Source organism: Elioraea thermophila (ex Habib et al. 2022), from assembly GCF_003336755.1.
In the GTDB taxonomy this organism is placed as follows: Bacteria; Pseudomonadota; Alphaproteobacteria; order Acetobacterales; family Acetobacteraceae; genus Elioraea; species Elioraea thermophila.
Genome location: NZ_KZ851831.1, coordinates 217,295 through 240,934, shown reverse-complemented (window position 1 = coordinate 240,934; position 23,640 = coordinate 217,295). Strand labels below are relative to the sequence as shown.

At 70.5% G+C, this 23,640-nt stretch carries 23 protein-coding genes; 8 read left to right on the top strand and 15 right to left on the bottom strand.

The window, feature by feature from the left end; all coding sequences use genetic code 11:
- Nucleotides 1-11: 11 nt before the first annotated feature.
- A complete protein-coding gene (locus DWB05_RS01095) occupies nt 12-986 on the bottom strand; it encodes a sodium-dependent bicarbonate transport family permease (protein ID WP_114374115.1) in 975 nt (324 codons plus the stop codon).
- 103 nt (nt 987-1,089) lie between these two features.
- Here DWB05_RS01095 and DWB05_RS01090 point away from each other — a divergent pair, with 103 nt between their 5' ends.
- Nucleotides 1,090-2,043: a LysR family transcriptional regulator gene (locus tag DWB05_RS01090; protein ID WP_114374113.1), complete on the top strand. Its 954-nt coding sequence runs from the start codon at nt 1,090-1,092 to the stop codon at nt 2,041-2,043.
- Here DWB05_RS01090 and DWB05_RS01085 read toward each other — a convergent pair.
- From DWB05_RS01085 to DWB05_RS01065, 5 genes are all read right to left on the bottom strand, one after another.
- Nucleotides 1,997-2,695, bottom strand: coding sequence for a cold shock domain-containing protein (locus tag DWB05_RS01085; RefSeq protein WP_114374111.1), 699 nt, complete (start codon nt 2,693-2,695; stop codon nt 1,997-1,999). The two genes, DWB05_RS01090 and DWB05_RS01085, sit on opposite strands and share 47 nt — an antisense overlap.
- Before the next feature lie 72 nt (nt 2,696-2,767).
- Nucleotides 2,768-3,100: a hypothetical protein gene (locus tag DWB05_RS01080; protein WP_114374109.1), complete on the bottom strand. Its 333-nt coding sequence runs from the start codon at nt 3,098-3,100 to the stop codon at nt 2,768-2,770.
- A gap of 104 nt (nt 3,101-3,204) precedes the next feature.
- Entirely contained in the window at nt 3,205-4,029 is an 825-nt protein-coding gene (locus DWB05_RS01075) for a gamma-glutamyl-gamma-aminobutyrate hydrolase family protein (protein WP_232818339.1), read from the bottom strand.
- 81 nt (nt 4,030-4,110) lie between these two features.
- Nucleotides 4,111-4,731 (bottom strand): Maf family protein, encoded by a 621-nt coding sequence (locus DWB05_RS01070; protein WP_114374107.1) that lies wholly within the window; start codon nt 4,729-4,731, stop codon nt 4,111-4,113.
- Nucleotides 4,728-5,591: a pyruvate, water dikinase regulatory protein gene (locus DWB05_RS01065; protein ID WP_114374105.1), complete on the bottom strand. Its 864-nt coding sequence runs from the start codon at nt 5,589-5,591 to the stop codon at nt 4,728-4,730. The genes DWB05_RS01070 and DWB05_RS01065 overlap by 4 nt, the downstream gene beginning before the upstream one ends.
- Before the next feature lie 325 nt (nt 5,592-5,916).
- Here DWB05_RS01065 and hemE point away from each other — a divergent pair, with 325 nt between their 5' ends.
- From hemE to DWB05_RS01030, 7 genes are all read left to right on the top strand, one after another.
- Nucleotides 5,917-6,963 carry a uroporphyrinogen decarboxylase gene (gene hemE, locus DWB05_RS01060; RefSeq protein WP_114374103.1) on the top strand — a complete coding sequence of 349 codons (1,047 nt, stop codon included), beginning with the start codon at nt 5,917-5,919 and terminating at the stop codon, nt 6,961-6,963.
- A 56-nt stretch (nt 6,964-7,019) separates the two neighbouring features.
- Complete coding sequence (hemH, locus tag DWB05_RS01055; protein WP_456298217.1) at nt 7,020-8,171, top strand: ferrochelatase; 1,152 nt, start codon at nt 7,020-7,022, stop codon at nt 8,169-8,171.
- A 98-nt stretch (nt 8,172-8,269) separates the two neighbouring features.
- Nucleotides 8,270-9,586 carry an ABC transporter substrate-binding protein gene (locus DWB05_RS01050; RefSeq protein ID WP_198669016.1) on the top strand — a complete coding sequence of 439 codons (1,317 nt, stop codon included), beginning with the start codon at nt 8,270-8,272 and terminating at the stop codon, nt 9,584-9,586.
- A 60-nt stretch (nt 9,587-9,646) separates the two neighbouring features.
- Nucleotides 9,647-10,549: a branched-chain amino acid ABC transporter permease gene (locus tag DWB05_RS01045; RefSeq protein WP_114374099.1), complete on the top strand. Its 903-nt coding sequence runs from the start codon at nt 9,647-9,649 to the stop codon at nt 10,547-10,549.
- Nucleotides 10,549-11,490, top strand: coding sequence for a branched-chain amino acid ABC transporter permease (locus DWB05_RS01040; RefSeq protein WP_114374097.1), 942 nt, complete (start codon nt 10,549-10,551; stop codon nt 11,488-11,490). The genes DWB05_RS01045 and DWB05_RS01040 overlap by 1 nt, the downstream gene beginning before the upstream one ends.
- A complete protein-coding gene (locus DWB05_RS01035; RefSeq protein ID WP_114374245.1) occupies nt 11,487-12,251 on the top strand; it encodes an ABC transporter ATP-binding protein in 765 nt (254 codons plus the stop codon). Before DWB05_RS01040 ends, DWB05_RS01035 begins: the two co-directional genes overlap by 4 nt.
- Nucleotides 12,238-12,900 carry an ABC transporter ATP-binding protein gene (locus tag DWB05_RS01030; protein ID WP_114374094.1) on the top strand — a complete coding sequence of 221 codons (663 nt, stop codon included), beginning with the start codon at nt 12,238-12,240 and terminating at the stop codon, nt 12,898-12,900. Before DWB05_RS01035 ends, DWB05_RS01030 begins: the two co-directional genes overlap by 14 nt.
- An 18-nt stretch (nt 12,901-12,918) precedes the next feature.
- Here the strand turns inward: DWB05_RS01030 and DWB05_RS01025 are convergent, their stop codons facing one another.
- From DWB05_RS01025 to DWB05_RS00985, 9 genes are all read right to left on the bottom strand, one after another.
- Entirely contained in the window at nt 12,919-16,203 is a 3,285-nt protein-coding gene (locus tag DWB05_RS01025; RefSeq protein WP_114374092.1) for a transglutaminase family protein, read from the bottom strand.
- Nucleotides 16,204-16,352: 149 nt separating this feature from the next.
- Nucleotides 16,353-16,847, bottom strand: a complete 495-nt coding sequence (locus DWB05_RS01020) for a F0F1 ATP synthase subunit B (protein WP_232818338.1) — start codon at nt 16,845-16,847, stop codon at nt 16,353-16,355.
- Nucleotides 16,848-16,871: 24 nt separating this feature from the next.
- Entirely contained in the window at nt 16,872-17,363 is a 492-nt protein-coding gene (locus DWB05_RS01015) for a F0F1 ATP synthase subunit B (protein ID WP_114374089.1), read from the bottom strand.
- 59 nt (nt 17,364-17,422) lie between these two features.
- Nucleotides 17,423-17,647: an ATP synthase subunit C family protein gene (locus DWB05_RS01010; protein WP_114374087.1), complete on the bottom strand. Its 225-nt coding sequence runs from the start codon at nt 17,645-17,647 to the stop codon at nt 17,423-17,425.
- Between the two features lie 55 nt (nt 17,648-17,702).
- Nucleotides 17,703-18,440: a F0F1 ATP synthase subunit A gene (locus DWB05_RS01005; RefSeq protein ID WP_114374084.1), complete on the bottom strand. Its 738-nt coding sequence runs from the start codon at nt 18,438-18,440 to the stop codon at nt 17,703-17,705.
- Entirely contained in the window at nt 18,441-18,770 is a 330-nt protein-coding gene (locus DWB05_RS01000) for an AtpZ/AtpI family protein (protein WP_232818337.1), read from the bottom strand.
- Between the two features lie 118 nt (nt 18,771-18,888).
- Nucleotides 18,889-22,383: a chromosome segregation protein SMC gene (gene smc, locus DWB05_RS00995; protein WP_114374082.1), complete on the bottom strand. Its 3,495-nt coding sequence runs from the start codon at nt 22,381-22,383 to the stop codon at nt 18,889-18,891.
- Nucleotides 22,384-22,397: 14 nt separating this feature from the next.
- The gene (locus DWB05_RS00990; protein WP_232818336.1) at nt 22,398-22,934 is read right to left on the bottom strand and encodes a thioredoxin domain-containing protein; all 537 of its coding nucleotides are present in this window, start codon (nt 22,932-22,934) and stop codon (nt 22,398-22,400) included.
- Nucleotides 22,935-23,107: 173 nt separating this feature from the next.
- Complete coding sequence (locus DWB05_RS00985; RefSeq protein ID WP_157967021.1) at nt 23,108-23,620, bottom strand: DUF721 domain-containing protein; 513 nt, start codon at nt 23,618-23,620, stop codon at nt 23,108-23,110.
- Between the last annotated feature and the right edge of the window lie 20 nt (nt 23,621-23,640).

The following is a 23,640-nucleotide window of genomic DNA, read 5'->3' as shown; positions in this document are numbered from 1 at the left end:
GCACGGGCCCCTCAGGCTGCGTAGAGCCAGGCGGCGACGCCGTAATAGAGCGGAAGCCCCACCAGCAGGTTGAACGGAAAGGTGATGCCGAGCGAGGCGGTGAGATAGATCCCCGGGCTCGCCTCGGGGAGTGCCGCGCGACAGGCGGCCGGTGCGTCGATGTAGGAGGAGGAGGCGCAGATCGCGCCGAGCACGAAGGCCCCCGCCATCGACAACCCGATCAGGTAGCCGAGCCACACGCCGATGACGCCGAACACCACCGGGGCGGTCAGCGCGAAGCCGGTGAGGAAGACGCCGACCTTGGCGAAGTCGCGGATCTGCCGCGCCGCCGTCATGCCCATCTCGAGCAGGAACAGCATCAGGAAGCCGCGGAACAGCTGCTCGTAGAAGGGAGCGATCTGCCGCCAACCGGTATCGCCGGCGAGCCCACCGATCAGCATGCCGCCCGACAGCAGCAGGATGCCGCGGCCGCGCAAGGTGTTGAGCATCAGCTCGCGCAGATCGAGCGCCCCGCTCTGCCGCCCCATGGAGAATCGGGCGATGAAGAGGGCGACGACGACACCCCACTCCATGAGTGCCACCACCGCGGTGAGAAACCCCTCCGGCTCGCCGCCCGCCGCCCGCGCGAACGCGATGGCGGCGAAGAAGGTGACGGAGGAGACGGACCCGTAATGCGCGGCGACGGCGGCGGCGTTCGCCACGTCGAACCCACCCAAGGCGCGCAATGTGACGAAGGTCGCGATCGGAATGAACAGCGTGAGCCCGACCGTGACCAGGAAGAGGTCGGCCAGTTCGCCGACGCCGGCCTTGGCGATCTCCCGCCCGCCCACCAGCCCGATCGAGAACAGGAGATAGATCGAAATGAGTTTCAGGACGGCATCCGGCAGTTCGAGCTCGCTGCGGATCAAGCCCGCGATCGCGCCCAGCACGAAGGACAGCACGATCGGCGACAGGAGATTGGCGACGAGGATGTCGACCCCGGACATGACTCCCCCGGCAAGGTTTGCAGGGGGCTCCCGTTACCGGGCGCCAAGAGTGGCGAAAACTTCAACGTTCCAAACCGATCGTTCTGTTTCATAGAATGGTGGCGTGGCCCCGCCGAACCTGAACCAGCTGCGCACCTTCCGCACCATCGCGCGTGAGGGCAGCATCGCCGCCGCCGCAAAACGGCTTCACCTTTCACCCTCCGCCCTCTCCATCCAGCTCGCCGCCCTGGAAGCCACCCTCGGCCACGCGCTGTTCCACCGCCAGGGCCGGCGGCTCGTGCTGACGGAAGCGGGACGCATCGCGCTCGAGCACGCGGATGCCATCGTGCGCGGCGCGGAAGATCTCGTGCTGCGCCTGAAGGGCCACGCCGAACCGCTGCGCACGATCCGCATCGGTGCGGTTGCCACCATCTCGCGCAACTTCCAGGTCCGCTTCCTGCGCCCCCTGTTCGCGCGCGGCGACATCGAGGTCGTGCTGCGCGCCGGCAGCCTCGACGAGCTGCTCGCCCAACTGGCTGCGCATACCCTCGACCTGGTGCTGGCGACGACGGAGGTGACCGGCGACGCGGCCCTACCCTGGCGGTCGCTGCTGCTGGCGGAGCAGCCCGTGAGCCTGATCGGGCGCGCGCGCGATCGGCGCAAGCGCCTCGCTTTCCCGACCGATCTCGACGGTCTGCCGATGCTGCTGCCGTCGCGCGCCGCTTCCTATCGCGCCGGCTTCGACCTGCTGATCGAACAGGCCGGGGTCAGGCCCTTGGTGCTTGCCGAGGTGGACGACATGGCCATGCTGCGCCTCCTGTCACGAGAAGTGCGCGCGGTCGCGCTGGTGCCGCCGCTGATCGTCGAGCGGGAACTGGCCGAGGGATCGTTGCGCGAACTCCACCGCATCCCCGGCCTGACGCAGCGCTTCTACGCCATCACGCTCGGGCGGCGGTTTCCCAACCCGCTGGTGGCGGAGCTGCTGGCGGCGGCGTGCCACGCCGCGCCGGCCGCCCCGGCCCCCGGCGACGTCAGAGCACCTCGACGGAGAGCGCTTGGCGGCCCTTCGGCCCGGTGACCACGGTCGCCTTCACGCGTCGACCGGGGGTGAGGCTCTCCGGCGTGACGGCTCCGAGCGCACGGAGGGGCACGAACACGTCCGCCCCGCTTTCCGGCACGATGAAGCCGAACCCTTTGCGCACGTCGAAGAACTTCACGGTGCCGGAAACGATTTCGGATGGCCCCGTTGGCGCGGCAGCGCGCTGCCCGAAGTCGCGACGCGGCGGGCGGTCGCCAAAGGAGCCGCCACCGAACTCGCGACGCGGCGGGCGGTCGCCGAAGCCACCGCCACCGAACTCACGCCGCGGCGGGCGGTCGCCGAAGCCACCACCGCCGAACTCACGCCGCGGCGGGCGGTCGCCGAAGCCACCACCGCCGAACTCACGCCGCGGCGGACGGTCTCCGAACTCCCGTTTCGGCGGTCGCGCCCCACCTTCGCCAGGCTTCACCTCGATCACGCGGGTCACCTGCCGTCCGCGCGGCACGTCGCCGACTTCGCAAACCAGCACGTCGCCCTGTTCGACCGAACTGAGACCCAGGGGCGTGAGGGCCGAGACGTGGAAGAAGATATCGGACCCGTCCGCCATGGTGACGAAGCCGAAACCCTTCGTGCGATTGAAGAACTTCACCGGGGCTTCGATCGAGCCGCCGCCGTCGTTGTCGTCGTCCAAGGGATTGACCTGCAGTCGTGGTGTTGAGAGGAAACGGTCAGGCGAAGACGAGGCGACTCCGCTGGCCCCGTCTCACCGCCCGCCAGCCCGCAGCACCGGCGCGGGCCGTCGTGGGCTGACCGCAACCTTCGCTTCGGCGAGCCGAGGCAGGGCGAAGCGGAAGCGCCGACCACCGCCGCGGTCATCCCGCCCAAGCGAGATGATCGCTGCCCCCGATGCGGCGCTGCCGAAGGTGATGGCGAAGAACAGAGCAAGCATGCCGACGGCCAGCGCCCCGTCCGGAGAGTTGGCGATCAGACTGCGCAGCCCCGCGACATCGAGCGCGAGCAGGGCGGCGAGCAGCGTCCAGCCGGCAGCCGTGCCGACCACGACATGGCCGAGAATGAACCTCACGAGCGGCGGCATGACCCAGACCCCCTGCTGACCTCGCGCAGCATACTGCACCCGAAGGGCCTGTCGAGGGAAGCACGAGAGAGGGGGCTGCGGCAGGGTGACGGTCGGCCGGTCGATCATTCCGCCGCGAGCGCGACGGGATAGCGCTGCCGCCGTGCCGCATGGGCGCGGGCCGCCGCCCCGAACGCCTCGAAGATGGCCCTGCTCGCCCGGTCCGTCTCGAAATCGTACTCAGGGTGCCATTGCACGCCGAGCGCGAACCCTGTCGCGCCCTCGACGGTGACGGCCTCGATCGTGCCGTCCGGTGCCGTCGCCTCCACCCGAAGACCAGGGGCGAGCCGCGCGATGCCCTGGTTGTGCAGGCTGTTCACCGCGAGCTCATGCCCGCCGACGATGGCGGCAAGCGGAGAGCCTTCGCGGATGCGCACGCGGTGCGCCTTGCCCGTCCGCACCGGTCCGAAGCGCTGCTCCGTCGGTGTCGAGTGGTCGAGACGGCCGGGCAGATCCTGGATGCGCTGATCGAGCGTGCCACCGAGGGCGACGTTCAGCTCCTGCATGCCGCGGCAGATGGCGAGCACCGGCACGGCGGCGGCGAGCGCAGCGCGGATCAACGGCAGGGTGACGGCGTCGCGGGCAGGGTCCTCCGGTGTGTCGGCCGGATGCGGCGGCCCACCATAGAACGACGGATGGACGTTGCTGCGCGACCCGGTGAAGACGAACCCGTCGCAGAGTTCCACCCATGCCGCGACATCCCCTCGCTCTCCCATGGCGGGAATGAGACAGGGGAGCCCCCCGACGACGCGATCGACCACGCGGACATAGGTGTCGGACGCCGCGTGATTGGGCGTGCCATACAGGCCGAAGGGTTTCAGGCAGCAGGTGATGCCGATCAGGGGCTTGGGGGGAAGGGCACTCATCACGCGGATCGCATCGCCGGACATGACAGTATCGTTGACCGATTGCGTCAACGTAAAGGCGACGTGACGGCGCTCCCGCCCGACGAGACGCCTTCCGAGCGGCTGTCAGTCCGTCAACACACCGTGCTGGCGCAGGAAGCCGAGCAGCGGCAGGAGCGGCAGGCCGAGGATCGCACCGTGGTCCCCGCTGATCGCGGAGAAGAGCCGGATGCCGAGCCCCTCCACCGCGTAGGCCCCGACGTTGCGCGTCACCGCCTCGCCGGCGGCAGCGAGATAGGCATCGATCGTCGCCGCGCTCAGCGCCCGCATGGTCAGCCGCGGGACGGCGAGGTGATGCCACACGCGCACGCCACCACGAAGACATACCACCGCCGTGACCAGCGCGTGCGTGCGCCCTGCGAGAGCGGCGAGTTGGCGTGCGGCCGCCGCGCGATCCGGCGGCTTGTCGAACCAGGTGCCCTCGCAGACCAGGATCTGGTCGGCCCCGATCACCAGCGCCTCCGGCCACGCCTCGCTCACCCGCCGCGCCTTCAGTTCGGCGAGCAGGAGCGCACAGTCCTCGGCCGACAGCCCGTCCGCCTTGGCGCTCTCCTTCACCCCCGCCTCGTCGACCCCGGGGGCAACCGTCTCGAACGCGAGGCCCGCGGCACGCAGCAGGCCGGCCCGTGTTGCCGAGGTGGAGGCCAGGACCAGCGGCGGGTTCGCCGCCTGCAGCACACCGCTCATGGCGATGGCCCGGACGGTGCCGCCGCCTCGGCACGACGTCGCTCCCAGCTCTCCATCAGCTGCAGCACGGTGGTCGCCGTCTCCTCGATCGAGCGACGCGTCACGTCGACCACCGGCCAGCCGCGCTGCGCGCAGAGCCGCTTCGCCGCGAGCAGTTCCGCCTCCACCGCCTCGGGGTCGGTATAGCTGTTCTCGGAGACATGGTACCCACTCGGGCCGATCATCCGCAGGCGATGCCGCCTGATCTCGATCAGCGCATCTGCAGCAATGGTGAGACCGATCACCGGGCACTTGACCCGATCGAGGACGGCGGGCGGCGGCAGGTTCGGCACCAACGGAACGTTGGCCGCCTTGATGCCGCGATTGGCGAGGTAGAAGCAGGTCGGGGTCTTCGACGACCGCGACACCCCGACCAGCACCACGTCCGCCTCCAGAATCCCCTCCTCACCCTGCCCGTCATCGTGCGCGAGGACGTAGTGGATGGCGTCGATGCGCCGGAAATAGTCCGCATCCAGCACGTACTGCCGGCCAGGTTTGCCGGCGATCCGTCGGCCCGCGTAGTTGGCCAGCATCTCCAGCGTCGGGTCGAGGACCGAGACCGCCGGCAGGCCGAGCCGATCGCAGAACGCCTCGAGTTCGGCACGCAGGCTGCGATCGGTCAGGGTGTAGAGGACCGGCCCCGGTTCCGCCTCGATCCCCGCCAGCACGCGATCGAGCTGGAAGCGGCTCCTGATCAGCGGCCAGCGGTGCTGCACGAAGGTGAGCCCCTCGAACTGGGCGACGCACGCCCTGGCCAGGCTGTGCAGCGTCTCACCCGTCGCGTCCGAAATCAGGTGAAGATCAACCCGGTTGCGCGTCATCAGCCCGAACCCCGGCTCAGCCCCCGCTGTGGATCATGGTGGGAACCGGGGACAAGGGAGCGGACGGACAGCCACCCCGGCAGAGCCTCCTCGCGATCCGCCGATAGCGAGCGACCGAACCGATCATGCACCACCCCTCTCCCATGCCAGGGGACAGAATGAAGGCCACTTCACCCAATCCCTGTTCTTCCAACATTTTTCGGTCGGCCTGGCTGTGGATAACCTTGGGGGCAATGGATCACCTCCGCTGCGTCCCCGTCATCCACAGCACCAACATGCCACCTCCCCTTCTCTTTTCCCTTCGGCGCAGTCACGCTGGCTGTGCATGACGGACAGTGCCAGCCTGACGAAACCCCTGCTCGCCGCCCTGGCCGGCCAGACGATGACCCCACCGCCGGTCTGGTTGATGCGCCAAGCCGGCCGCTATCTGCCCGAATACCGCAAGGTGCGGGCGGAAGCCCCCGATTTCCTCGCCTTCTGTCTTGCCCCCGACCTCGCGACGGAGGTGACGCTGCAGCCGATTCGCCGCTACGGCTTCGACGCCGCGATCCTGTTCAGCGACATTCTCGTCCCTCCCTTCGCGCTCGGTCATCCCGTTCGGTTCGAAGCAGGCGAGGGGCCGGTGTTGGGAAGGGTGACGGGGATGGCCGAGATCGAGGCGCTCGATCTCGGGCGGGCGCGTGCGGTGTGGGCACCGGTGATGGAGACGGTGCGGCGAGTTCGCGCCGCATTGCCGCGGCAGGTCGCGCTGATCGGCTTCGCCGGCGCCCCGTTCACCGTCGCCGCCTACATGGTCGAGGGGGGTGGCTCGCGCGATTTCGCCGCTGCCCGCCGCATGGCCTATGCCGAGCCCGCGCTGTTCGGGGCGCTGATGGGCCGGCTCGAGGAGGCGACCCTGCATTACCTGCTGGAGCAGGCCGAAGCGGGGGCGGAAGCGCTGATGCTGTTCGACTCCTGGGCGGGCGTGCTCAGCCCCTCGCAGTTCCGCAGCTGGGTCATCGAGCCGACGGCCCGTCTCGTGCGCGCCTTGCGTGCCCGCTTGCCGGACGTGCCGGTGATCGGCTTCCCGCGCGGTGCAGGGCCGATGCTCGCCGAATATGCGGCCTGCACCGGGGTGAACGCCGTCGGCGTCGACACCGCCGTGCCGGTGGAATGGGTGGTTCGAACCTTGCCCGAGGATTTCGCCGGGCAGGGCAACATCGATCCGATGGCGCTCGTCGCCGGTGGGGAGGCGTTGCGGCGGGAAGTGCGGGGCCTTCTCGGCCACATCCGGCAGAGGCCCTGGATCGTCAATCTCGGCCACGGCATCGTGCCGGAAACGCCCCCGGATCACGTGGCCGAGCTGCTGGCGATCATTCGCTCGACGGATTGAGAAATCTCTGCGGTGACTGGACGGCACGGCGCCCGATCCTATTTAAGGGGCTCGTGATGATGGAGCTGACGGCAATGGACACGGTGACGGCCCTCGTCGATGTCGACCGGCCGAAGGTTGGGCGTGCGGTACCCCGGGTTGCGATCGTCCTGTTCAACCTGGGCGGCCCGGACAAGATCGAGAACGTCCGCCCCTTCCTCTACAACCTCTTCTCCGACCGCGCGATCATCCGCGCCCCCTCGCCCATCCGTCAGCTGCTCGCCTGGCTGATCACCAAGCGTCGCCTGGGCCCGGCAACCGAGAACTACGAGATCTTGGGCGGCGGGTCGCCGCTCCTGGAACTCACCGAACAGCAGGCGCGGGCCCTCGAACAGGCCCTCAAGCCCGAGATCGAGGCCAAGTGCTTCGTCGCCATGCGCTACTGGCATCCGATGAGCGAGGAAGCGGCGAAAGCGGTGCGGGAGTGGGGTCCCGACGAGGTGATCCTGCTGCCGCTCTATCCGCAGTTCTCCACCACCACCTCGGGCTCATCGCTCGATGCGTGGCGGGAGGCGGCGGCCAAGGTTGGGTTGGTGGCGCCGACCAAGATCGTCTGCTGCTACCACTCCGACCCCGGGTTCGTCGGCGCGACCGCGGCGATCGTGCGCCGCGCCTACGACGAGGCACGGGCGGAGCTCGACCCGTCGATCCCGCTTCGCGTCCTGTTCAGCGCGCACGGACTTCCCGAAAGCATCGTCAAGGCGGGCGACCCCTATCAATGGCAGGTCGAGCAGACCGTCGCTGCCGTGGTGGCGGCGATGGACGTGCCGGAACTCGATCACGTCGTCTGCTACCAGTCCCGGGTGACGCCGCAGAAATGGATCGGTCCTTCGACGGAGGAGGAGATCAAGCGCGCCGGCCAGGACGGGGTGGCAATCCTGGTGGTGCCGATCGCCTTCGTTTCGGAACACAGCGAGACGCTGGTCGAGCTCGACATCGAATATCGCGAGGAGGCGAAGCATTTCGGGGTGCCGGCCTATTTCCGCGCCCCGGCGCACAATTCCGATGCCGGTTTCATCGCCTCGCTCGCCTCCCTCGTGCGCCGCACGCGGGGATCCGAGCGTTCGCTGTGCAGCTTCCGCGGCGGCCGCACCTGCCCGAAGGTGCATGGCGACTGCCCACACGCCACGCGGGCTTACGCGCCGTCCCGACGCGTTCCGGCGGGCTGATCGGGGCGAACCTCCCTTGCGCGGACACCACCGCGCGGTAGCATCCGTCCCGAGGCCTGCACGAGTTGGGCCGCGCAACGGATAGGGAGGGATTCGTCGTGCTCACCTCGACGCGTCGTCACGTCCTTTCGGCAACGGCAGCTCTGGCCGTTCCCGCCTTGCTGCCGCGCTCGGCCATCGCGCAGCGACGTCCGAGCGAACTGAAGGTGGGCATCTCCACCTTCCTCTCCGGCCCCGCCTCCGTGTTTGGCGTACCCGGCCGGAACGCCGCCGACCTCTTGATCGAGCAGATGAACCGCGCGGGGGGAATCGGCGGCGTGCCGGTGCGCAGCATCGTCATCGACGAGGCGCCAGGCGTGGATTTCCTGCTCGGCGAGTGCCGTCGTCTCGTTCAGAACGAGGGGGTGGACGCGATGCTCGCTTCCATCTCCTCGGGCTCCTGTCTCGCGGTCGCACCGCTCGCCGAGCAGTTGCGCATGCCGACCATCCTCTGGGATTGTGGCACGCAGAGGATCTTCGAGGAGGCGTCCTATCGTTACGCGGTGCGCACCCAGGCCAACGCCGTGCCCGAAATCGTCGCCCCGCTTCTCTACCTCGCCAAGGTGCGTCCGGATTTCCGGACCCTCGCCGTGGTCAACCAGGACTACGCCTGGGGTCGTGACTCCTGGGCGATCTGGAAGGCGGCGATGGATGCCGTGAAACCCGGCGTGCGCGTGGTGGCGGAACTCTTTCCCCGCTTCGGCGCGACCGACTTCTCGACCGAGATCACGCGCCTGCTCGCGCTTAGGCCTGACGTGATCTTCTCCACCTCCTGGGGCGGCGAGCTCGATACCTTCATCCGCCAGGCCGCCGAGCGGCGGTTGTTCGAGCGTTCGACCTTCGTGCTGCCGCTCGCCGAATCGAGCCTCGAGCGGGTGGGCAAGACCTTGCCGGAAGGGGTAATCGTCGGCGCGCGCGGCGATCACTGGTTCCTCCACCCGACGGCCAAGGACACGCCGCTGTTGAGGGACTTCGTCCAGTCGTACCGGTCCCGGTTCAATCTCTATCCGATCTATCCCACCTTCCACATGGCGCAGGCGCTGTTCGCCCTGAAGGCGGCCTACGAGAAGGCGATCGCCGCCAATGGCGGGACTTGGCCCTCGCGCGAGCAGCTGATGGACACCTTGCGCGGTCTCGAGTTCGACCACCTGACGGGACGGATGAAGATCCGCGAGGACGGCCAGGGGCTCGAACCGATGCTGATCGGCATGACGAAGCACGTCCCCGAGTATCCCTTCCCGGTCATCGACCGGATGGTGCTGTTCCCACCGGAACTCACCATGAATCCCATCGGCACCAAGGGACTGGATTGGGTTCGGCTGCTCACGCCCGCCGCGGTACAGCGCGCACCGGCCGAGATCCCGTATCGCGCCTGAGCAAGAAAACCCGGCGGGCGGCCGCATTCGGAACGGCCGCCCGCACCCTTCGTCCCGATCATGGCCCTTCTTCTTCTGCTCGCCGTCCTCGACGGCCTCGCCTATGCCGCGCAGGTCTTCATGGTCGCGGTCGGGCTGACGCTGATCTTCGGCGTGCTGCGGGTGCTGAACGTCGCGCACGGGTCGTTCTTCGCCATCGGCGGCTATGTCGCGGCCTCGCTCGGCGCGGCGATCGCCGCCGCCGGGTTCTCTTCTGCGCTTGCGCTGCCCGCGCTGCTTCTTGCCTCGGCCATCGTCGGCGCCCTTCTCGGACCTCTGATCGAGCGGCTGATCCTCGCCCGGATCTACGACAAGGAGCAGGTGCTGCAGCTTCTCGTCACCTTCGCCTTGTTCATGATCCTCGAGGACGTGCAGAAACTGATCTGGGGCGTGCAGCCGATCTTCCAGGACGCGCCGGTGCGGAGCCTGGGCCAGGTCGCGGTCGGCGACATCGTCTACACCGTCTACCAGCTCTATCTCCTGCCCGGCGTCGCGCTTGCGGTCCTGGTCGGACTGATGTGGTTTCTCCGCCGTACGCTGACGGGGCGAGTGATCGTTGCGGTGACGGAAGATCGGGAAGCGGCGACCGCCCTCGGCATCGACGCCGACCGCGTGTACCTGTTCACCTTCACCTTCGGTGTCGCTCTCGCTGCCTTGGGCGGTGCGCTCGCCTCGCCGACGACGAGCCTCGTGCCCGGCATCGGGGTGAACATGATCGTGCTCTCCTTCGCCGTCGTCGCCACGGCAGGCCTCGGTCAGATCGAGGGCGCGGCGCTGACCGCGCTGCTGATCGGGCTCGGCCGTTCGGTCGCGGTCTATTTCGCGCCCGAATTCGAGGTTGTGATCCCATACCTCATCATGGTCGCGGTGCTGCTCGTGCGCCCGCACGGCCTGTTCGGCCGACCGCAGCTTCGGCGGGTCTGATGATGCCGCGTGCGACGATCGTCGCCCTTCTCGGTACGGTCGGCATCCTTGCCGCCGCGGCCCTGGCACCTTGGCTGAAGTTCGTCCTCACCGTCGCCCTCGCCAAGGGCCTCGCGGTGATGGGGATCCTGCTGCTGCTGCGCGCGGGGCAAGTGAGCTTCGGGCATGCGCTCTACCTGTCGATCGGCGCCTACACCGTCGCCTTTCTCCGTCCCGCCGTGCCCGACCTTCTCGTGCTTCTGCCGCTCGCCGCCGCAGTGGCGCTCGGGGTGGGGCTCGTGATCGGGCTCTTCGTCGCGCGCTACCGTGACATCTTCTTCGGCATGCTCAATCTCGCCTTTTCGATGGTGTTCCATTCGCTGCTGGAGAAACTCTACGCGATCACCAAAGGAACGGACGGCATCCGCGTGTTCCGCCCCACGGTCGCCGGGTTTGCGCTCGAGCGCCTGCCCTACGAATGGGCGGTGCTCGGGCTTGCCCTCCTCCTTGCGCTCGGCCTCGGCTGGCTTGCGGCGCGGTTCCTCGTCTCTCCGCTCGGCCAGGCGCTCGTTGCGATCAAGACGCGCGAGACACGGCTTGAGTTCGCCGGCGTCTCGGCGCGCCGCGTCCTGCTCGTCGCCTATGCGGCCTCGGCCGCACTCGGTGGGCTTGCCGGAGCCTTGCTTGCTTGCACCACGCTGCACGTCACCCCGCACCTTGCGTACTGGACGCAGTCGGGAGAGCTTGTCTTCATCGCCATCCTGGGCGGGGGCGGCAGCATCCTCGGGCCCTATCTCGGCTCCGTCGTCTACGAGCTGGTTCGCGTCTATGCTGCGGCCGCTCTGCCGGATGCGTGGCAGATGGTGCTCGGGGCGGTGCTGCTCGGCATCATCCTGTTCGCCTCGCGCGGCCTCTGGGGTCTCTATGAGGATCTCGTCATGCGCGGGTGGCGCCGCGCATGAGCGAGCCCCTGCTGTCAGCGCGCGGGCTCGCCATCGCCTTCGGCGGCGTGCGTGCCGCCGACGGTGTCGATCTCGACGTGGCCGAGGGCGAGATCCTCGCCATCATCGGCCCGAACGGTGCCGGCAAGACCACCTTCATCAACATGACGACCGGCTACCTCAGGCCGCAGGCGGGGCGGATCCTGTTCGGCGGGGAGGACATCACGGGGCTTGCGCCCCGCGCGATCGTCCGGCGCGGCATCGCGCGCAGCTTCCAGATCCCTCAGCTCTTCGCCGAACAGACGGTGATCGAGAACGTCGCGCTCAAGGTCGCGGCGCGACGGGGCTTCTGGCGCGCCTTCACCCCCTTGCTCGACCACACGACCGCCTCGGAAGCGATGCGCCTGCTCGAACAGGTCGGGCTCGCCCAACTCGCCACCGCCCGGGCGACGGAGCTGAACGAAGGGGCGCGCAAGCTCACCGACGTGGCGATGGCGATGGCGCTCGAACCGAGACTTCTGCTGATGGACGAACCGACTTCCGGCGTCGCTTCGGCCGAGAAGTTCGCCGTCATGGACACGCTGGTCGGAGCGCTGCGCGCGCGGCGCACCACTGCCGTCTTCGTCGAGCACGACATGGAGGTTGTGGAGCGTTACGCCGACCGGGTGGCGGTCTGGAGCCAGGGCAAGATCTTGGTCGCCGGCCCGCCGCGCGAGGTTCTCGCCGATCCGGCCGTGCTGCGCGAGGTGATCGGGGTCGAGACCGCGCATGCTGGCGCTTGAACGCCTCGAGGTGGCGATCGCCGGCACGCGCGTGCTGCGCGGCGTCGATCTCGCCGTCGCGGCCGGCACGCGGGTCGCGCTCATCGGCCGCAACGGGGCCGGCAAGACCACCACGCTGCGCGCGATCATGGGACTGGTGCCGCTCGCGGCAGGCAGGCTCCTCTTCGACGACCAGGACCTCGGCACGGTGCCGGCGCATCGGCGCACCGCGCTCGCGATCGGCTATGCCCCGGAGGACCGCCGCCTGTTCGCCGGCTTCACGGTGGAGGAGAACCTGCGGCTGCCGGCGGAGGTGCTCGGTCTCGGCGCGGCCGAGACGAGGCGTCGCCTGGAGAGGGTGTTCGCGATCCTGCCCGAGCTCGTCGAGCTGCGCGGGCGAAAGGCGGGAGGCCTCTCGGGCGGCCAGGGCAAGATGGTTGCGCTCGGGCGCGCGCTGATGACCGGAACGCGGCTCGTGCTGCTGGATGAGCCGTTCCAGGGCCTCGCCCCGGCCCTGGCGAGACGGTACGCCGAGGCGCTCGCGCGGCTGCGCGCCGCGGAGCCCGCCCTCGCCGTCCTGATCACGGAAAGCAACCCGGATCTGCTCAAGCCGATGGTGGACGCGGCGTATCGAATCGAGCGCGGCGAGGTGACCCCGACCGCGCTCTGAGCCGACCCGCGGCGGCAGTCAGGCGAAACGACGGAGGTCGACCGTGCGGGGATGCTCGCGGCTGATGCCGTGGCGCGGGGAAGGCATGGGCCCGGGCGTGTGGCCGAAGGGGAAGAAGCGGGACCGGCGGCGGGCCTCGGCCTCGTTGGCGTTCACCGGGAAGGTCTCGTAGGCCCGCCCGCCGGGATGGGCGACGTGATAGGTGCAGCCGCCGAGCGAACGCCCGCTCCAGCTGTCGTAGACGTCGAACACGAGCGGCACCTGCGCCCCGATGGTGGGATGCAGCGCCGAGGGCGGTTGCCAGGCCTTGAAGCGCACGCCGGCGACGAACTCACCTTCCGTGCCCGTGGGCGAGAGCGGCACGGCCACACCGTTGCAGACGAGCACGAACCGCTCCTCCACCCAGCCCGAGACCTTGGCCTGCACGCGCTCGACCGACGAATCGACGTAGCGGACCGTCCCGCCCGCATACGCCTCCTCGCCGAGCACGTGCCAGGGCTCCAGCGCGCGCCGAAGCTCCAGCGTCATGCCGCGCACGGTGATGGTTCCGATGGTCGGAAAGCGGAACTCGAGATGGGGCGCGAACCAGGCGGGGCTGAGCGGAAAGCCGTGTTCGGCCAGTTCCTCCAGCACGTCGCGGAAGTCCTGCTCGACGAAGTGGGGCAGCATGAAGTCGTCATGCAGCCGCGTGCCCCAGCGGATCAGCCGCCGCTCATAGGGGTTCTCCCAGAAGGCGGCGATGGCGGCGCGCAGGAGGAGCTGCTGCACCAGGCTCATCCGCCAGTGCGGCGGCATCTCGAAGGCGCGAAACTCGACGAGGCCGCGTCGCCCGCCCGCCGAGGCGGGGTCATAGAGCTTGTCGATGCAGAATTCGGTGCGGTGGGTGTTGCCGGTGACGTCGATCAGCAGGTTGCGGAACAGCCGATCGACCAGCCAGGGCGGCGTCTCCACCCCCGGTGCGACCTTGGAGAAGGCGATCTCGAGCTCGTAGAGGCTGTCGCTCCTCGCCTCGTCGACGCGCGGGTGTTGGCTCGTCGGGCCGATGAACTGGCCCGAGAACAGGTAGGAGAGCGAGGGGTGGTTGTGCCAGAACCCGACCAGGCTCTTCAGCAGGTCGGGGCGGCGCAGGAACGGGCTGTCCGCCGGGGTGGCGCCACCGAGCACGACATGGTTGCCCCCACCCGTGCCGACGTGCCGGCCGTCGATGTCGAACTTCTCCGCCGCCAGACCGACGAGACGCGCCTCCTCGTACAGCGTGCGCGTGCGCTCGACGAGCTCCTCCCAGGAGGCGGCCGGGTGCACGTTCACCTCGATCACTCCGGGGTCAGGCGTGATGGAGAAGTGGCGGAGCCCCGGATGGTAGGGGGGCAGGTAGCCTTCGAGGATCAGCTTGCGGCCCATTTCCTCGGCCGTGTCCTCGACGGCGGCGACGAGGTCGAGCCAATCCTCGGCGGTGGCGAGAGGGGGGAGGAACACGTGCAGCAGGCCTCCGCGCGGTTCGACGCAGAGGGCGGTGCGCACCACGTCGGGCTCCTCTCGGCCCGGTTCCGGCAGGCACTGGTCGATCACGGGCTGGATCACGCCATCGCCCGGGCGGCCCAGCCGGGCGCGCGGCGGTAGCGGCGTGGTGGCGAAGGCGTCCTGCGGCGGTTCGGTGTCGATCGCCGCCTCGGAGGCCCAGGGCAAGCTCTCCAGCGGCAGCCGGAAGCCGATCGGCGAGTCGCCCGGAATCAGGAACATCACGCCCGGGCGGAAGAACCATCGCCCGGTCTGCCAACGCCGATCGGGGCCGAGCCCGACGCGCCGCAACGGCAGGACGGTGCCGACCGGCGAACCGAGACCCTGTTCGAACACGCGGGCGAGGCGGGTGCGCTCGAGCGGATCCTTGAGCTTCGAGTCCTCGGCGATCACGTTGGCCGGCAGGCGACGTTCGCGCCAGAGGTAGTAGTGGATGTCCTCGTAGGCCGGGATGGTGCAGGCGGGGTCGACCTGCAGGCGTTCGGCGAGGCGGGCGGCGAAGCGGGCGGCGAGCGCGGCATCGGCATCGTCGCGATCATCGTCGGAGGCGAACAAGGCGGGGTCACGCCAGACCGGTTCGCCGTCGGTGCGCCAGTGCGCGTAGAGGGCCCAGCGCGGCAGCTGTTCGCCCGGATACCACTTGCCCTGGGCGTACTGCAGCGCTCCGCCCGGCGCCCAGGCCGCATGCAGCCGCCGCAAGAGCCGGCCGGCGATCGCACGCTTGGTGGGGCCGAGGGCGTCGGTGATCCACTCCGCCCCGTCGCGGTCGGTCGCCGAGACGAACGTGGGCTCGCCGCCCATGGTGAGGCGGACGGCGGCGCGTTCGAGGCGTGCATCGACCGCGCGCCCTGCCGCCTCGATCGCCGCCCACTCTTCCTCCGTGTACGGCTTGGTGACACGGGGGGTCTCCGCCACCCGCCGCACGCTCATGGCGAAGGAGAAGTCGACCTCGCACTTCTCGACGAGGCCCGAGACCGGGGCGGCGGATACCGGATCGGGCGTGGCGGCGAGCGGGATGTGCCCTTCGCCGGCGAACAGGCCCGAGGTCGGGTCGAGCCCGACCCAACCGGCACCCGGGAGATAGACCTCCGCCCAGGCGTGCAGATCGGTGAAGTCGGCCGGTGGGCCTGCCGGACCTTCCAGCGGCTTCTCGTCGGCGACGAGTTGGATCAGGTAGCCGGAACAGAAGCGGGCGGCGAAGCCGAGGTGGCGTAGGAGCTGCACCAGCAGCCAGCCCGTGTCGCGGCACGACCCTTTGCCCTGGGCGAGCGTCTCTTCCGGCGACCACACGCCGGGCTCCATGCGCACGATGTAGGCGATCTCGCGCGCGAGCTGCCGATTGAGCTCGACCAGGAAGGCGACGGTCGGTTGGCGGTCGCGGGGAATGGAGGAGAGGAGGGCGGAGAACAGCGGGCCCTGCGGCTCGACGCGGCGGAACGGGGCGAGTTCCTGATCGAGCACGTGGTCGTACTCGAACGGAACCGTCTCGGCCTGCGGCTCCAGAAAGAAATCGAACGGGTTGATGGTCGCCATATCGGCGACGAGGTCGACCGTCACCTCGAAGTGGTCGACGCGTTCGGGGAACACGACGCGGGCGAGGAAGTTGCCCTGCGGGTCCTGCACCCAGTTCAGGAAGTGAGGCTTCGGTTCGACCTTCAGCGAATAGGCGAGGATCGGCGTGCGGCAGTGCGGAGCGGGACGTAGGCGAATGGTCTGCGGTCCCAGACTGACCAGACGGTCGTAGCGATAGGAGGTGCGGTGCGTCAGCGCGACATGGATGCTCATCGCCTCTCCCCCGGGACGGCCGGCGGTGGTCGGGCCGGCGCAACCTGCCTAGCAAAAGAAAGGCCGCTTCCGTCGAAGCGGCCCGCGCGCCTCGCGACGACCGGCACGGCAGCAAGGAGCTGAGCGGGGATCGCCCCTGCTGCCGCCGTTCAGTGCAGCTTCTGCGGCAAATCCTCGATCGCGCGCCCGATGAGGGCGGCATGCCGCTCGGGGGTCAGGTGCTCGGCAACCAGCCGCTTGGTGGCCGCGACGGCGAGGTCGGCAGCCTTGGCGCGGATGGAGGCGGCCGCTTCTGCCTCGGCGGCGGCGATGCGATCGAGCGCCATCTTCTCGCGCCGCGCCATCGCGGCCGCCGTCGCCTCGGCGAGCTCCCTCGCCACGCGCTCCGCCTCCTCCCGCGCATGGGCGAGCACGGCCTCGGCCTCTGCCCGAGCCGCCTCGTGCTTGGCCTTGGCGTCGCGCAACAGGGCCTCGGCCTCCGCGCGCAGCCGCTCGGCCTCGGCGATCTCGGCGCGGATGCGCTCCGCCCGCGCATCGAGCAGCCGAACGATGCGCAGGATCAGCGGCTTCCATGCGACGACGAGGAAAAGAAGGAAGGAGACGGCGACCCAAAACTTCGGGTCGTTCAAGGGAAGCGCGCTCATCCTCGGCTCCTCTGCCTCGGGTGCTCAGCCGCGCCCGACTTCGGAAATCGCTGCCTGAACCCGCGCAAGGTCCGGCGTCACGCCGATCAGCCGCGCGGTCGCGGCCTGGGCGGCTTCGACGGCGACCTCGCCGATGGCGGCTTCGGCCTTGGCGCGGGCTTCGGCGATGCGCGCCTCGGCCTCGGCGATCTGCCGGGCGAGTCGGGCCGCCTGTTCGGCTTCCGCCTTCGCCGCTTCGGCCTTGGCCCGCTCGATCGCAGCCCGGATCGCGGCCTGCGCTTCGGCGCGCGCCTTGGCCTGAGCCTTTTCGGCCTCGGCCATCGCGGCGTCGGCCTCCTCCTTCAGCGCTCGTGCGCGGTCGAGCTCGGCGGCGATCTTGGCCGCGCGTTCCTCCAGCACCGAGGCGACGGGCGGCAGCGCGATCTTCGACACGATGACGTAAAGCGCGCCGAAGATCACCAGGAGCCAGAACACCTGGCTCAGGATCAGCGGATTGCCGAACTCGAGCTGCGGCATGGCCCGGGCTCCGAGACCGGGATGGCGGGGCCGAGACCCCGCCCCCGGCCGACGACAATTCAGGCGAAGAGGATGAGGAAGGCGATCAGCAGCGCGAACAGCGCCACCGCTTCCGTCAGCGCGAAGCCCAGGATGCCGATCGGGAACACCGCGTCGCGGGCGGAAGGATTGCGCGCGACCGAGGAGATCAACGAGGAGAAGATGTTGCCGATCCCGAGGCCCACCCCGAACAGGGCGATCACGGCGATGCCGGCACCGAGCGCCTTGGCGGCTTCAACGTCCATGGTGGTGTTCCCTTGCTGTGACGGTTGAGGGGTCTCGCCGCGCCGTGCCCTTTGCTCAATGCAGGTGCACGGCGTCGTGCAGGTAGATGCAGGTCAGGATCGCGAACACGTAGGCCTGCAGGAACGCGACCAGGAACTCGAAGCCGACCAGCGCGACATTGAGCGCGAGCGGTGCGGCCGCGCCAACGAGGCCGAGCGAGCCGAGCCCGCCCAGGAGCACGACGAAGGTCGCGAACACCTTCAGCATCACGTGGCCGGCGACCATGTTGGCGAACAGCCGCACGCTGAGCGACACCACCCGCGAGAGGTAGGAGATGATCTCGACCGGGATGATGATCGGCGCGAGCGCCACCGGCGCGCCTTCGGGGAAGAAGTAGCCGAAGAACTTCGCCCCATGGATCGCAATTGCGACCGCGGTGACCAGGATGAAGACGATCAGCGCAAGTGTGACCGTCACCGCGATGTGGCTGGTGAAGGTGAAGGCGTAGGGCAGCATGCCCAGCATGTTGCCGAACAGGATGAACATGAAGAGGGTGAAGACGAAGGGGAAGTATTTCATCCCCTCCTTGCCCACCTGTTCCTTCACCATGCCGGCAACGAACTCGTAGGCGACCTCGGCGAGGCTCTGCAGGCGCCCGGGCACCATGGCGCGCGGCTTCATGCCGAGGATCATCAGGGCGGAGATCGCGCCTGCCGCGATCAGCATGTAGAGGTTGGAGTTGGTGAAGCCGGCGACGATAGGCGAGAGCGCGAACTGGCTCAGCGCGTCGATCGTCTTGCCTTCGGCGGCCATTCACTTTCCCCGATCAGCGTTCGACCCCCGCGTGCTGCGGCCCAGCATCAGGCGGTGCACGTTGAGGACTCCGGCGGCACCTCCCAGGAACAGGAACAGCACGAGGAAGAGCGGCCGGGTGCCGAGCCACCAGTCGAGAGCGAGCCCGATGCCCACTCCGACCGCGAGGGCGGAGGCCACTTCGAGCCCGGCACGCAAGCCGAGGCCCCAGGGGCTCGCCCCCATTCCCCCAGCCGCCGCGTCCTTGCCGTCGAGACCGGCCCGGTCGCGCGCCGCCCGAAGCCTCTCCTCGAAGCTCTCCGGCCGCCCAGCGCGGGGGGGATCGTCCAACCCGATGCTCCTCCGCTCGCCGTGAACCGCGCCCGGAAGGCGCGAGCCTCCTAGCGGCGGCAACGGGGGGTGTCAAGAAACGCGCGGCGCCGCAGCACGCGGCAAACGTTCGCCGCCGCTACTCCGCCGCGATCGCCTGCGGCACCAGCGCCTCGGCGGCGGCGAGATCGACCGAGACGAGCTGCGAAACGCCGCGCTCCGCCATCGTCACCCCGTACAGGCGGTCCATCCGCGCCATGGTCAGCCGATGGTGGGTGACGATGAGGAAGCGCGTGCCGGTCTCGCGCGCGATCTCCTCGAGCAAGCTGCAGAAACGATCCACGTTCGCATCATCGAGCGGGGCATCCACCTCATCCAGCACGCAGATCGGTGCCGGGTTGGTGAGGAAGACGGCGAAGATCAGCGCGAGCGCGGTCAGCGCCTGCTCGCCGCCCGAAAGCAAGGAAAGGGCGGCGAGCTTCTTGCCGGGGGGTTCGGCCATGATCTCGAGCCCGGCCTCGAGGGGGTCGTCGCTGTCGATCAGCGAAAGATGCGCCCGCCCGCCGCCGAACAGGCGGACGAAGAGTTCGCGGAAGTGGCGATCGACCTCGGCGAAGCGGGCGGTGAGCCGCTCGCGCCCTTCGCGGTTCAGCGCCCCGATCGCGGCCCTGAGCTTGGCGATCGCGGCGGCAAGGTCGGCGCGCTCGGCGTTGAGCGTCGCGATGCGCTGCTCGACCTCCGCCAGTTCGGCCTCGGCGGCGAGGTTGACGGGGCCGATGCCGTCGCGCTCGCGGGTGAGCTTGTCGAGCCGCCGCGCCGCGGCCGCTTCGGTTTCGCCGGGCGGATCGGCGACCGCCACGCGGGCGATGAGGGTCTCGGCGGAGAGGCCGAGGCGCTCCGCCACTTCGCGCGCGAGGTCGGCCGCGGTGGCTCGTAACCCGCCCAGTCGTTCCTCGGCCCGCACCAGGGCCTCGCGCGCCTGGGCAAGCGCCGAATCGGCGGCGCGGGCGGCGCGGGCGGCGTCGGCGGCCTCGGCCTCGGCGCGGGCGAGGGCGTCGGCCGAAGCCCGCCGAGCCTCTTCCGCCCTGGCCAGCGTGTCGAAGGCGCGCGAGCGGGCCTCGGCGGCACGGGCGGGGGTTTCGGCGAGCCGGGCGCGCTCGGCCTCGGCCTCGTCGCGGCGGGCGGTGAGTTCGGCCAGCCGTGCCTCGGCCTCCGCCGTCCGCCCCTGCCAAGCCGCCGTCTCCTGGGCGATGGCGGCGAGCCGCGCGGCGAGCGAGGCGGCCTCGCGGCGCGCCACCTCGAGGGCGGCGCGGGCCTCCGATTCGGCCTTGCGCGCCTCGGCGAGCGCGGCGCGCGCCTCCGAACGCCGCGCCTCCGCTTCGGCCAGTGGAGGAAGATCCGCCGCCTCCGACCGCAGCGCGCGCAGCGTCTCCTCGGCCTCCGCCCGCATGTGGGCGAGGCGTTCCTCCTGAGGGCTGAGGGCGGCAAGCCGGCTCGAGGCGGCGGTGGCGCGGGCGGTGAGGGAAGCGAGCTCCCGCCGCGCGGCCTCGAGGCGGTGTTCGGCGTTGCCGCGCGCCTCGCGGGCGGCCTTCTCGCGCGCGATCGCGCGGGCCTCTTCGGCGGCCGCCCGCTCGTGGTCGGCCTTCGCCCGGCCGGCTTCGGCCTCGGCTTCGGCCAACCGCACGCGCAGGGCGGCAAGCCGATTGCGCTGCGCGAGCCTGGTCGCGGCGGCGGTCGGCGTGCCGGCGCGCACCGCATAGCCGTCCCAGCGCCAGACCGAGCCCTCGCGGCAGACGAGGATCTGGCCGGGCCTGAGCGCGGCGGCGAGACGCTCGCCGGCCGCGGTGTCAGCGACGAGGCCGATCTGCGACAGCGCACGGGAAAGCTCCGGCGGCGCCGTGACGAGGGCGGCAAGGGGGGTGGCGCCGTCGGGCAGGGGCTGGGCGGGAAGCAAGGGCGGCAGGGCGCGCCAGTGCCTTGGCGCGGCCCGATCCGTCGTCGCCTCCAGCGCCTCGCCGAGGGCGGCGCCGAGCGCGGTCTCCAGCCCCTCGGGGACGGTGATGGCATCGACCAGCGGCGGCCAGAGCTCGTCCTCACGCACGGCGAGCGCGTCGCGAAGCCCCCGCGCTTCGGCCGTCAGTCGAGTGCGCTCGGCTTCCGCCGCCTGCGCGCGCTTGAGGGCGTCGACGGCGGCGGCATGGGCGGCGGCGCGGGCAGCCTCGGCGGCCTCCACCTCGGCGCGAGCGGCGGCGAGCGCGGCCTCGGCCTCGCGCACCGTCGCTTCCGCCCCGTCGAGGGCGGCGGCTGCCACCATCTGCGCCTCGAGGGCGGCGCGTTCCGCCGCCAGCCGCTTCGCGTCCTCGGCATGCTTGGCGAGGGCGCGTTCGGCGTCGCGGATGCGGGCGGCGAGTGCCTGGGCCCGGGCAGCGAGAGCGGCGGCGTGCTCGGTCGCCGCCTGGGCCTCCACCTCGCGGGCGTGGACGGTTTCCTGCGCGAGGGCGAGGGCGGCTTCGGCCTCGGCGATCCGGCCCGGTGCGGCGTCGTGCAGCGGCTTGAGCCGGCGTTCCTCGTCGGTGAGCCGAGCGAGGGCGGCAGCGGCGTCCGCCTGCAGGCGCTCGGCATGGGCGAGGTCGCTGGCGAGGCGGGAGACGGCGGCCTCGGCGGCGGCGAGCGCCTCGGCGGCGGTTTTCGCCTCGGCCTCGGCGCGCGCCGCTTCGGCCCGCGCCCGCTCCACCGCGCTGCGGGCCTCGGCGTCCGCCTCGCGCAAGGGGGGAAGGGCCGCTTCGGTCTCGGCCGCACGGGTAGCGGCGGCGGCCGCGGCCTCCGTCGCCGCGGCCAGAGCGCGTTCCGCCTCGCGCAAGGTCGCCTCTGCCGCCGCGAGCTCGGCGGCGGCGCGCGCAAGCCGGGCGGCGTGCAGCATCTCCTCCGCCTCGCGGATCTGGGCGACCAGGTTGCGGTAGCGTGTGGCCTGCCGCGCCTGCTTCTTCAGCTGTGCGAGCTGGGCTTCGAGCGTGCCGAGCACGTCATCGGCGCGGGCGAGGTTCGCCTCCGCCGCGCGCAGCTTCAGTTCCGCCTCGTGGCGGCGGGCGTGTAGGCCGGTGATGCCGGCCGCCTCCTCGAGCAAAGTTCGCCGGTCCTCGGGCCGGGCATTGACCAGCGCGCCGACCTTGCCCTGGCTCACCATGGCCACCGATCGCGCTCCGGTGGCCGCATCGGCGAACAGCAGCTGGACGTCGCGCGCCCGCCACTCCTTGCCGTTGACGCGGTAGGTGGAGCCGCCGCCGCGTTCGATCCGGCGCAAAACGTCGAACTCGAGCGGCTCTCCTGGCTTCGCCTCGGAGCCGAGCGCGTGCGGCGCCTCGCCCGGCGGAGCCTCCAGGGTGAGCGAGACCTCCGCCCATTGCCGGGCGGGGCGGACGGCGGTGCCGGCGAAGATCACGTCCTCCATCTCGCCCCCCCGCAGAGACTTGGCGGAGGTTTCGCCCATCGCCCAGCGCAGCGCCTCGACGATGTTCGACTTGCCGCAGCCGTTGGGCCCGACGATGCCGGTGAGCCCGGGTAGGATCTCGACCGTCGTGGGTTCGACGAAGCTCTTGAAGCCCGCGAGGCGGAGACGGAGGAACCGAAGGCCCAAGGTTGGCGCTTCCCTCAGCCGCCCAAGCCGGTTTCGCGCAGGTAGCGGTCGAAGGCGATCGCGCCCGACACACCCGGCACGCGGCCGGCGAAGATGAAGGTGGGGGTCGAGTTCACCCGGTGTTCCTGTTCGCCGCGCAGCCGGATCTCGAGCACGCCACGCTGGAGTTCGGCGCTGCGCAGGGCGGCCTGGAAGGTGTCGCGGCTCATGCCGGCGAGCGAGGCGAGCTTGGCCAGCTCCTCGAGGAAGTTGCGCGTCGCCCAGCGCGACTGGGAGGAGAGGAGCATGGAGACGAAGGGCTCGTACTGCTCGGCCGGCAGGGCGCGGGCCAGCATGGCGGCGGCGAGCGCGGCCTGGTCGAGCGGGAAGTCGGCGAAGACGTGCCGCACCCGTCCCGTCTCCACCAGCTCCGCCCGGACCCGCGGCCAGGTGTCGCGATGAAAGGCGGCGCAGGCCGGGCAGGTGAGGGAGAAGTACTCGACCACCGTCACCGGGGCGTCCGCCGGGCCGGCGGCACGCTCGGCCAGCATCTCGTCGAGCGGGGGGAGCACCGGGCCTTGGGCGTGGGCCGCCGGAGCGGCAGCCGCGGCGGTGGAGCAGGCCACTAAGGCTAGTAGGGTGCGACGGTCGATCACGCGTCTCTCCACGAGATTTTGTGGTTATAACTCTGGCCGGGACGGCCGGTCGAGGCCTCAGTGTAGGGGATGGTCGAGCGGGGTGCCGTTCACGCCCCGGCCATGGTCCGCCCGAGCCGGGCCAGGGAGTCGCGAAGCGGACCCTCGGGCAGGTCGGAGAGGGTGCGCAGGGACTCGCGCAGGCGGCACGCCTCCACCGGGCGGGATGGTGGGGGAACGGGCGGGGGCGCCTGCTCCTCCGTGAGCCCCCGGGGCGGTCCCTGCACCACCTTCAGCCGCGTCACCCGGCCGGGGCCGAGATGCCGAGCGATGCGTTCGAGGAGTTGCGGCGCGAGATGCTGCACCTCGAGCGCGACGGGGCCGGCGGCACGGATGGTCAGCACCCCACCTGCCTTGCCCTGCGCGGTGAGGCGTTCGGGCGTGGTGACGGCGGCGAGGGCGGGGCCGACCACCTCCGCCCAGTCGAGGGCGAGGCGGGAGAGAGCGCCCTCGGCGCGTCGCAGGAGGGGCCTGGCGGTGGCGGCGACGAGGCGCGCCACGGGGATCGGGCCCATGGCGAGCCGATGCCCCTCTCCTGCCGCCTTGTCGGGTTCCTTCGCCATCGCCACCCTCGCCGTGTGAG